Consider the following 9,523-nt stretch of genomic DNA (forward strand, 5'->3'; position numbering starts at 1 on the left):
CGACGTCGCGGCCGGCATCAAGATCGTCCTGAAGGCGCTCGAGGCCCCGCTCCGCCAGATCGCCTCGAACGCGGGCGTCGAGGGCTCGATCGTGGTCGGCAAGATCTCCGACAACACGGGCTCGGAGACCTACGGCTTCAACGCCCAGACCGAGGAGTACGTGGACATGCTGCAGGCCGGCATCGTCGACCCGGCCAAGGTCGTGCGCACGGCGCTCCAGGGTGCGGCCTCGGTCGCCGGCCTCCTCGTCACCACCGAGGCGATGGTCGCCGACGCTCCGAAGAAGGAGAGCCCGGCGCCCGCAATGCCGGGCGGCGGCATGGGTGGCATGGGCGGCATGGACTTCTGAAGCCGATCTGCATCAAACCGGGCAGACAGGCCGCTTTCAGGCGGCCTGTCTGCTTCCGACCGGGAGCCCAAGCTCCGTTTCCTCCCGGTCTTGGTCCGCTCCCTCGGGATCGGCAGGCGAGACGAGCCAGAGCCACAAGTCGCGCTCGCCGACCTCCACGAGGCTGACGAAGCCGCGGTCCCATCGCGCCGTCCAGATTCGGCCGGTACTGTGGATCGGAGGCTGCTCTGGCGCACTACGCTGCGTTCGACGTCTCGGACAAGGAGACCGCAATCCACGTGCTCGTCGAGCGCGGCAGGCTGCTCTGGAAGGGCAAGCGGCCGAGCGAGCCGGAGGCCTTGGCCGCGGCGCTGCGGCGTCATCGGGGATAACAGAGACAACAGGAAGACGATCTCTATAGAAATGCCCGGTTGTCCCCGGCCAACGAGCGGTGCGATCTTCCCAGGGGCAAGTCACGTTCTTGTCTAACCCTCACTGAATGCCGAGCCGCTTCGCGGTGGAGTGGGTCGACTGGTTCAGCCCCGGCACCTGCTCGAAACCGGCGGCACCGTCCCTCCCGTCAAGTCGGAAACGCGTGACTCAGTCCAGGTCGAGATCTCAGCCTTGGCCGTTTGACCCAAACAAAACAGCCTCCGGGAAGCCCGCGGCGGTTGACACTCTCGCTGGAGACCCGGCCAGGGTCTCCTCGCTCGCCGCGCGAACCAGGACCATCGCTTGCGCGGCGCCCTGACGTGTCCAGCCGCGCGAGCCCCGTTCCTGCCCAATGCGCATCTGTTCAGTTGCGGAACGACGTGGTCTGACATCGTCCAGCAACGAAGGCGTCGCCATATGCGCGGCGATTGCCGCGGCGACGACCTGACAAGACGTTGTTCACGGCGCAGGACGTTGCTGGAGGCGGGATGCTTCTACGGGTCTGCTGTCCAATCGCCGTCTGGGTCGCGTTCGCCACGCTGGTTGGGCATCACCGTGCGGCCGTGCTCGGCGACGACCCCGCCTTGCGCACCGGGATCGAGGTCGACCTGGCAAGTCGTTATTGCGCAGACACACGGATCGACTTCGGACGCTTTAAGGACTTCTCGCAGGCACATGGCATGAGCCACTCGGATCTCTTTCAGCGAGAGCGGTCGGCACACTTGCGCGATGACATCGTGCGGCTGGAGCGACGATTGCGCAAGGAACCCGGCCCGGAATGCGGCAGGCTGCTGGAGACGTATGGGAGCAAGGGCCGCGAGCCCAGCCTCTTGTTGAGGATCTGAAGACCCGAAGCTGCGGCCTGGCTCATGCCGGTCGCCATTTTAGCCCACGAGATCGACACCCGTGGCCGAAAGGAAGCAGGACAGGCAAGTCTGAGACAGCCGATGCGAGAGCCGTCCCAACTCGTAGGGGAAGTCAACGGCAGAGCCCGCCGTGGGCACTGCCTCGGCTGAAAGTGATGCCCTGTGCACACTCACCACACGCCCAGCTCTGGGCTGATCCTTTTAAGCAGCCCGGTCCAATGCCAGCTCTGTCACTTGAGCTGCATCGAATGCTTGCTTCTGCGATTCAGAGGCGGAAAGCACGCCGGTCGCTTTCGGCCTGAGCAGAAGTGGGTCTGACATGCGAGAGCGGACGTTTAAGCCAAGGTCACATCACAGCAGACTATACCCGCTCGTTTTGCATGGGCCGAAGCCGCACTGCAGAACGGCGGACACCAAGTTGATCGCGCATAGAGTGCTCACGTACATCCCTGTCCAACGGACAGTGCTTGCCAGTGGAGGAGACGGCGACACGTCTTGCCGTCCTCCGCCTACTATAGCGACCTGCGCGGACAGAGCCGTGATCACGCCCAAGGCAACCAACACCGACCACACCGGCATGTGTAGTCCCAGGACGGCGCTGCCCACGTAGCCGTGACCCGGCCGCGGACAGATGTCGATGAGGGTCTGGCGGGCCGAGACAATCAGCAGGAACACGGCGGAGACGAGCGCCAGCCCGACGCCCCGTGCCCGACCGTCCTGCTGGAAGTGGTGCATCAGGCCGAAGCAGATGCCGAACATGGCAACCCTTTGCAGAAGGCACAGCATACACGGGATCTCGCCGTAGCCGTACTGCAGGACCATCGCGGCCGTGAGCACGCCGGCTAGCACAAGCAGCACGGCCAATAGGCCAAGGTCGCCCAATCCCGCGACAAGGTTGACGCGAAGCCTGCCCTGGTAAGGCCGGGGCGCACTCACACTTGTAGCCACGGCATACGGAAGCCCTCGGACGGATTGTAGACGTCGAACAGGAACAGCCATACCGAGAGCGCCAAGCCGACGGCAAAAGCGGTCAGAGCCAATCCCCGACGGTCGGCCTGCAGCAGGCAGAGAGCGAGTGTCAAGGCGGTGAAGCACAGGACCATCACGGCTGAACTTCCGCGATCCGTCGAAGGCGCTGCATCATCCACCCCCTATCATTCAGTCTGGGAATTGTTCGCGCCGATAGGGTTCCGGTCAAGCGGCTGAGACGTGCCCATGGATCAGTGATGCCATCTGGCTTGGCTTCACGTCTCGTGAACACATGCCCCGGCAATCTTTGCGGAACGCAGGCGCGCGATCCCCCTTGATGAAGACATCCTCCGGGCGCAGGCCCGCGTCGGGCCCGCGATCGTCCGTCAGACAGGTCCGAACCTTCGGGCCGAACTCCGGACCCTGAGGTCCGAACCTTGAGCGACCCCGATGTGTGGAAGGGTTTGCAGGCCCGCACCGGTGACGCGGCGCGGATACTCGAGGGGGGCTGCGCGAGCCGATCAGAGAGAACGGCGAACTGGGCTGGCAGCATGCTGCCCTGAAGGATGTTAACGCCCGTCTGCCCGAGTTGACTCGATATCCTCACATGAAGCCGTCGCAAGCAAAGACCGGGCTGGAGCACGCCGTCAACTCAAGCGCCGGCATCTGACGGGCCCGTCCGGCTCGTCCTCGTGTCCGCGTCGCCGCGCCGCTTGGAACTCCTGCAACAGGTCGGCATCGAGCCGGCAGCCCTGCTCCCGACCGAGGTCGACGAGACGCCCCGCAGGTTCGAGTCGCCACGCGAGCTGGCCCGCCGGCTTGCCAGGTCGAAGCTGGAGGCGGTGCGCGAAGCGGCGTGGAATCGCGAGGACCTGCAAGGCGCATGGCTCCTGGCCGCCGATACTGTCGTGGCGGTGGGCCGACGCGTCTTGCCGAAGGCCGAACTCACCGAGGAGGCAGTGGCGTGCCTGCGACTGCTCTCGGGCCGCCAACACCGGGTCTACACGCAATCTCGCTTATCACGCCGGCCGACAAGCTCCGCCAGCGTCTCGTTGAGACCCGCGTGCGGTTCAAGCGCCTCTCGCCTGCGGAGCTCCGGACCTATGTCGCCTCGGGCCAGTAGCGTGGCAAGGCGGGAGCCTACGCCCTTGACGGATTGGCCGGCGCCTTCGTCGTCAAGCTGATGGGATCGCAGAGCGCGGTCCTGGGCCTGCCCGTCCACGAGACCGTCGCCCTGCTCGAGGGAGCGGGCTTCCCCGTGGGGCGGGAGTTCGAGAAGGCCTGAACGTGAGAGCGATTGAAACCCGCGCCATCGAGCCGGACTGTGGCGGAAGGAAGCCTGGCCGAGACTCAACCCGGCATCTCAGAAGGGTTCAGGGCAGGGGCACCGGCCGTTCATCGTTCGGGGGATGAACGTGTACGGCCGGTGCCTGCCACTCTGGCTGCTTCGATCCAGGGCGCCGGCCGATGCTGCGCCCCGAGATGTGCAGCGGCAAGCGTTTGAAGCCGACCGAGAGCAATGGCGAGACTCGGAAACCAGCAAGCGTGTCGGTCAGTGCGCCTCGCCAAAGAGCGCCTGAATGAGCCGCCAGAGTTCGCGATGCCCAGCCGTCTGCCCCGCCTGCGTGAGGTAGTCCGGGATCTCGATCTGCTCCGTCCCCTGGCCTGACCGGCCGGCTTCCCGCGCCTCGGAATGCCGCCACGCGTGCTCGACGTAGCGGCGCTTCGTGTCCGTATTGAAAACCAGCCGCCACCAATCCTCTTCGCTGGCGACAGCCCCTTTTGTAGATCGTTGAAGCTCACGGATGAGTAGGGCCATCTGCAGCACTCCTGAGCGGCACGAAGCATATCCGACCTGCGGCCTCGCGCGGTCGTAGGCGTTGGTAGGTGCGAAAGCCTACAACGGGGCCTCGGCCTGTCCGTTGAGGCATCCCGCAGCACACAGCGCGGCCACCGACCCACAACCTGCCTGCTCGAGTTGGTTTCGGTCAGCGAACAAGCCTGGCTGCGGGCAGGATCTCAGCGGTCCTGCCTGCGCCCCTCTCCGGGCTGTTGGGCGAGTTCCGCTCGCAGGCGCTCTGCCTCGGCTTCGTGCCTCGCGGCTGATGCGGCGATCCGCCAGCACAGATGGTCGTAGTACGAGCGGACTGACTGCCTCAGGTGCGCCATCGATCCCTCCATCAGAACTCCACGCCTCAGCCAGCCATGCTGCCGAGCGGCTGCGCGCCAAGACCATCCTGAGAGATTGGCGGCCTCTTGCTTGCCGCCAAGATCCAACCCGCACGCCGTGCGTTGTGCTCGCGAGGCCGGGGGTGCATGCCTATGAGCCCGTCGCATTACCGTCTGACGATGCAGTCCGGTGCGGAAGAGGTCGTCCTGACCGCGCAGAGCGAACGGGAGATGTGCATCGACGGTGAGAAGCTGCTGCGGTCTCTGTTCTGGGCGGAACTGCCCGCCAAGTGTCTGATCCAAAGCAGCGATGCGGCGAGCGGGATGCGGGTGAAGGCTTACTTCGCCGACGTGCTGGCGGAGTTGCGCGCGACCGTGCGCGGCTGAGCCGGACCTGCGGCATATCCCTGCGGCCTGCGCCCCGGTTTGGCCTGTCCGAGAAACCACCCGCGAATGAGACCATCCCGGTAGCCGCCTGTTTCTGAGACCGCCTCCGGCTCGGAGACCCAGCCCACCTGCCGTCGCGGATTGGACGTTATGGAATGAAGCTCTGCCCGCGGTACCGCTCCGAAATCTGTGGCCGGACCTCAAGCGGTCTGCAGAACCTGCGAGGACATGGGCAGATCCACATGACAAACGAGGCCGCTGGGCGCGAAACGCAGCTTCGAGCGCCCTTTGAGATCGGTTGGCAGGATCTGCTCCAGCAGCCGCAGGCCAAAGCCGGTATGCGATGGCAATCGCACCGGTTCAGATGCTCCACGCTCCACCCACCGGAACAGGAGGCGGGGCTTGCCCTCGCGGGAGTGGACACGCCACCTCACCGAGACAAAGCCGTTGCTCCCCGCCAGAGCCCCGAACTTCAGGGCATTCGTCGCAAGCTCGTGAATGGCAAGGCCAAACGTCTCGGCAGTCCGGGGCAGAAGGCTAACGGCTGGCCCGGAGATGCGCACCCGATCCACATTCGCCATCTCGAACGCCTGCAGCTCGTCCGCAACAAGCCATTCGAGATCAAGGCCGCCCGGCTGGTTCTGCATCGCCGCGCTTTGCAAGCGCTGCAGCGCGTCAATACGGCCATCCAGATGCGCGGCGTACTCCGCAGCGGCCTCGTGGGTCTCGGCGGTCCGACGCGCGATTGAGCGCACCAGCTCAAGCGTATTGCGTACCTGCCTTTGGAGGTCGACGGACGTCTGCGCCAGTTGCTCTGTCAGCCGGCCGATCCCGGCGGGCACGCCGACCTTCTGGGCCACGCCGGCAGCAGCTTGGGCTGTGATTGCGCGGACGCGGCCGGCCCGCGCCTCTGGCAGTTCGCCGATCTGGTCGCCCGGCTTGATCTCGCGCTGCAGAGCGATCCAGTGGGTTATCTCGCCAGCCGCATTACGCAGCGGCGTGATATGCCAGTGCAAGGTGTAGGTGCTGCCATCCTTGCGGTAGTTGATCGCCGTGCCCTGGAATGCCTCCCGGGTTTCCAAGTCCGAGCGCAGATGATCAAGCACTGCCCGGTCGGTGAGCGGGCCTTGGAGCACGGGCGGCGTTTGCCCGACAGCCTCCTGGGCCGAGTAGCCGGTCATGTGCGTGAAGGCAGGATTGACGTACGTGATGATCGGACCCGGAGCGTTCAGCTCTGCGCCGGTGACGACGACAGCCTCGCCAATGGCGTCGAGGGCTGTCCGGAAGAGCTCAAGTTGATCCTCGGCACCTCCCGGTACCTGTCTATCACCCCGAGGCATGTCAGCGGAGACGCTGATCATGACGCAACTCTTAGATGTGACATGGCACCGGCGCTTACCATCGGTTCCTCTGTGCCCCCTCCGGCAGCCAGATGCTGATCTAACGTCTAACCTGCCGGATGGCAGCGAGTTGCGGCCCGACTGAGATGACGTCCAATGTGTCCGCTCGGAAACCTGCCAGGGTTCATGACCGCGAAGGCAGAGATAGCCAGGGCCGAACTCGGCAACCGCTTACAGTTTCTGAACGTCTGGGTTGGCGATCTGCTGGTCACTCCAGGTGATGGGGTCATGCATTTGCAGCACCTGCACGCCGCGCTCAATGTGAGCGGAGATGCCGAACGTCTGCTGGGGTGTGGCGCCGCGGGTGGATGCAAGGGCCGCCGGCATCCGGATTGCCTGTCCTTAAGGTGAAGGTATCCGGGATCCACGGACTGCGCACAGCCCTCTCACGCCCCAACCCGCCGTTACCGGGCAATGTGTCGCCGTCCGCTGCGCCACACAGAGCTTGGCACGCTGCCGTACCCGTCCCAGCAGGGTAAGGAGTCGTTCACCTTTCCGGCCGAGCCTGACCTCACCCGCCGTGAGATCCGCCGCACGGGCCGGCGGGCTGGCCCCACCAGCAGCTAACCACGCGCATCAGCAGCTGGTGGGGCCTACCGCGGCCTTCAGCCGGCCGCGCTCTTGTCCGATCCAGGCTCAAGCGCCTGCATTGTCCGAACGATCTCTTGGACCACCTCTCCGCTGAGCCCCACCTGGGGGCGCCGTTCAAGCACACGGGCGAACTCGTCCTCGTGCTGTAGGCCGTCCAGCTCTTGCCGTCCTGCCATATGGCGTACTTCCCGCCCATCGCTCACCGCTATCGGTACTCGCGGCCAACCCGGCCCACACGAGTTCATCGCCGGTCCGCGTGGCGAGTTCCTTCATCTCTCGGGTTAGCAGGCTCGTCCGCACAGCCATCACGCCCGGTGGCAGGAACTCGTCCGTGAGGGCGAGCACCTTCCGAGTGCGCAGGGCGAGCGGGCGACCAGACATGTGGCCGAAGCCTGGCGCGGCTTGGGGCGGGGGAGGGGTCACCCTGCGCATCATCAGACAGGGCGCACGAGGATGCTGCGCCTCAGGGCAGAGACCGGCAATCGTGCGGAGCGGACGGACGAGTGCAAAGGCCGACGATGTGGACCGTCCGGGGGATGAATGGCTCGTGTCGTCGGACGGACCTCAGATTGGAGCTTTCGCGCAGACCCAGCCGGCTCGCGTTAGGGGAATTATGGAAGCGGGCCGGGGAGCGCCCCCCCTCACAAAGCTCAACCCGGCCCGTCGCAACGCTATCGCTGAGCGACCGCGCGCATCAGCAGTGAACCACAATCCAGCAATAATCCAACTGCTAGTTGTGCTGAGGGTTACCACTGCTTCTGGTTGTGGCGCACTGCTCAAGCAGCGTGAGCGGGCACGACAAGGGGTCACCGACCGCAACACGCGCTGTGAGGGGGGAAAGCCGCGCGTGCGGCCGGTGCCTGCCACTCAGCTGATAGCCAAAGCGCGCCACGATGCTGCGCTTGATCGTTGGCGCCGGCAACTGCTGAGACCGAACTGGGGCCTTTGCATGCGCGCGAGGCTCCGAAATTCGCATGATCTGTGCGTTTCCCTTCGCGTAAGCTCAGTTGCGGAACCGAGAATGAGCTTTCGGGAGGTACTTGAAAGTCGTTTCTCGGCCCGTGAGGCGCGCTAGTCAAGATTCAGTTAACCGACCGCAGCAGGGCGTCGTCGGCGCCGCGCTCTTTTGCAGGAGCTTGCGCGAAGGAATTCTCAGTCCGTACTGTGCCCCGGGGGCAGCAGAATGCGGAGTAAGCACCCGCCGCGCAAGGAGCCGGGCAGAGGCCACGGATGGACAACCGCCTGATCAGACGGCTGGAATACGCGGGCCTCCTATCCGACGCGGAGCGCGAAGCCCTCCACAGCCTGGCGTTGCGCCCCCGAACCGTCGCAGCGCGGACCGATATCGACATCGGTGGTCCGCCCAACAGTGTCTGCCTGATCCTGAGCGGCATTGCCTGTCGCTACAAGATCTGGTCCGACGGGGCGCGGCGCATCATCTCGCTGATCGTGCCAGGCGACCTCTGCGACGGTCACCTGCCACTGCCTTTCCTGCTCGGACATACGGTCGGAGCACTCACCCCCTGCACCGTCGCGGACATCCCGCGTCAGGCCATGGCGGAGCTGATCGAGACCTATCCGCGGGGATCGGGCGCGCGCTCTGGTGGATGACGCTGGTGAAGCTCAGCATCACGCAGGAATGGCTCGCCAGCACCGGGCGCGGCGCCGACAAGCAGCTCGCCCACATCTTCTGCGAGCTGCTGGTGCGCCTGCGGGCGGCCGGCCTCGCCGACGAGACCAGCTTCGAGTTCGGCCTCACCCAGGCCGACATCGCCGACGTGCTTGGGATCTCTCTCGTGCACGTGAACCGCGTGCTGCAATCCCTGCGCAGAAGCGGCCTGATCGTGTTCAGCCAGCACCGCCTGACCATCCCGGACGTCGAGCGGGTGAAGGCATTCGCCGAGTTCGATTCCGCGTACCTGCACTTTGGAAACGAGCCGGGCTCAGGCAATCTGACAGAGCGGTAACGATGAGCCTTTTGCTTCTCTTGGCCTGCAACCTCCTGCGGCTTAGTATGGTTCTATACCGACCCACATCCAATCGGGAGGGGCTGTTGTGAAGCGCCTTGCTGCCGAGCTGCAGGCTGCAGCCTTGGTCGATGAGACCGTTGCTTTTGACCTGAACGCTGCGGCCGCCCACTTCGAGCAGCTCGGTCAAGCCTCAGCAGCTCGCTCTCTTCGGGAGCGGGCTGCCGACCTGCTTTCGGAGGCCGTGCGTCTGCAAGCCAAGCTGGACGAAGTGCTGCCGCTTCTCAGCGCCTCGGCCCGCTTCCCACAAGGGCGCTAGAGCGGGTCCCGATCAGCTGGAAGCACAAGCGTCATCCTCGTAGCCGGCGGCCGAGAAGTAGTTGCGGCACTCCGCAGGCGAAAGGCGCGCGAAGG

Annotated in this window: 11 protein-coding genes and 2 pseudogenes; 9 read left to right on the forward strand and 4 right to left on the reverse strand. The window is 65.2% G+C overall.

Translation table 11 applies throughout. The features are described from left to right. The 3 genes and pseudogenes from WDW90_RS32365 to WDW90_RS32375 form a co-directional block, all read left to right on the forward strand. A partial coding sequence (locus WDW90_RS32365; RefSeq protein WP_336491708.1) for a TCP-1/cpn60 chaperonin family protein occupies window positions 1–349 on the forward strand: 349 nt, incomplete at its 5' end. A 227-nt stretch (window positions 350–576) separates the two neighbouring features. After that, window positions 577–711 (forward strand): annotated as a pseudogene (locus WDW90_RS32370) (IS110 family transposase); the annotation flags it as partial. Window positions 712–1,248: 537 nt separating this feature from the next. Beyond that, complete coding sequence (locus WDW90_RS32375; protein WP_336491709.1) at window positions 1,249–1,605, forward strand: hypothetical protein; 357 nt, start codon at window positions 1,249–1,251, stop codon at window positions 1,603–1,605. Window positions 1,606–1,977: 372 nt separating this feature from the next. Here the strand turns inward: WDW90_RS32375 and WDW90_RS32380 are convergent, their stop codons facing one another. Together WDW90_RS32380 and WDW90_RS32385 are read right to left on the reverse strand one after the other, a co-directional pair. Beyond that, a complete protein-coding gene (locus tag WDW90_RS32380) occupies window positions 1,978–2,484 on the reverse strand; it encodes a disulfide bond formation protein B (protein WP_336491722.1) in 507 nt (168 codons plus the stop codon). 74 nt (window positions 2,485–2,558) lie between these two features. After that, on the reverse strand, window positions 2,559–2,732 hold the full coding sequence (locus WDW90_RS32385) for a hypothetical protein (protein ID WP_336491710.1): 174 nt from the start codon (window positions 2,730–2,732) through the stop codon (window positions 2,559–2,561). 555 nt (window positions 2,733–3,287) lie between these two features. Here WDW90_RS32385 and WDW90_RS32390 point away from each other — a divergent pair. Beyond that, window positions 3,288–3,880, forward strand: a pseudogene (locus tag WDW90_RS32390) (Maf family nucleotide pyrophosphatase). A gap of 267 nt (window positions 3,881–4,147) precedes the next feature. Here the strand turns inward: WDW90_RS32390 and WDW90_RS32395 are convergent. Continuing rightward, complete coding sequence (locus tag WDW90_RS32395) at window positions 4,148–4,414, reverse strand: hypothetical protein (protein ID WP_336491711.1); 267 nt, start codon at window positions 4,412–4,414, stop codon at window positions 4,148–4,150. 497 nt (window positions 4,415–4,911) lie between these two features. On the opposite strand from WDW90_RS32395, the gene WDW90_RS32400 reads away from it, so the two are divergent. Beyond that, the gene (locus WDW90_RS32400) at window positions 4,912–5,151 is read left to right on the forward strand and encodes a hypothetical protein (RefSeq protein ID WP_336491712.1); all 240 of its coding nucleotides are present in this window, start codon (window positions 4,912–4,914) and stop codon (window positions 5,149–5,151) included. A 200-nt stretch (window positions 5,152–5,351) separates the two neighbouring features. On the opposite strand, the gene WDW90_RS32405 is transcribed toward WDW90_RS32400, so the two are convergent. Next, window positions 5,352–6,512, reverse strand: coding sequence for a PAS domain S-box protein (locus WDW90_RS32405; RefSeq protein WP_336491714.1), 1,161 nt, complete (start codon window positions 6,510–6,512; stop codon window positions 5,352–5,354). A 165-nt stretch (window positions 6,513–6,677) separates the two neighbouring features. Between WDW90_RS32405 and WDW90_RS32410 the strand changes: the two genes are divergently transcribed. From WDW90_RS32410 to WDW90_RS32425, 4 genes are all read left to right on the forward strand, one after another. After that, window positions 6,678–6,902, forward strand: coding sequence for a hypothetical protein (locus WDW90_RS32410; RefSeq protein WP_336491715.1), 225 nt, complete (start codon window positions 6,678–6,680; stop codon window positions 6,900–6,902). A gap of 1,470 nt (window positions 6,903–8,372) precedes the next feature. Further along, a complete protein-coding gene (locus WDW90_RS32415) occupies window positions 8,373–8,753 on the forward strand; it encodes a Crp/Fnr family transcriptional regulator (RefSeq protein ID WP_336491717.1) in 381 nt (126 codons plus the stop codon). 5 nt (window positions 8,754–8,758) lie between these two features. Continuing rightward, the gene (locus WDW90_RS32420) at window positions 8,759–9,109 is read left to right on the forward strand and encodes a Crp/Fnr family transcriptional regulator (RefSeq protein WP_336491718.1); all 351 of its coding nucleotides are present in this window, start codon (window positions 8,759–8,761) and stop codon (window positions 9,107–9,109) included. 88 nt (window positions 9,110–9,197) lie between these two features. Beyond that, a complete protein-coding gene (locus tag WDW90_RS32425; RefSeq protein ID WP_336491720.1) occupies window positions 9,198–9,428 on the forward strand; it encodes a hypothetical protein in 231 nt (76 codons plus the stop codon). Window positions 9,429–9,523 lie beyond the last annotated feature (95 nt).

This window comes from Methylobacterium nigriterrae, assembly GCF_037106235.1.
GTDB classification, from domain to species: domain Bacteria; phylum Pseudomonadota; class Alphaproteobacteria; order Rhizobiales; family Beijerinckiaceae; genus Methylobacterium; species Methylobacterium nigriterrae.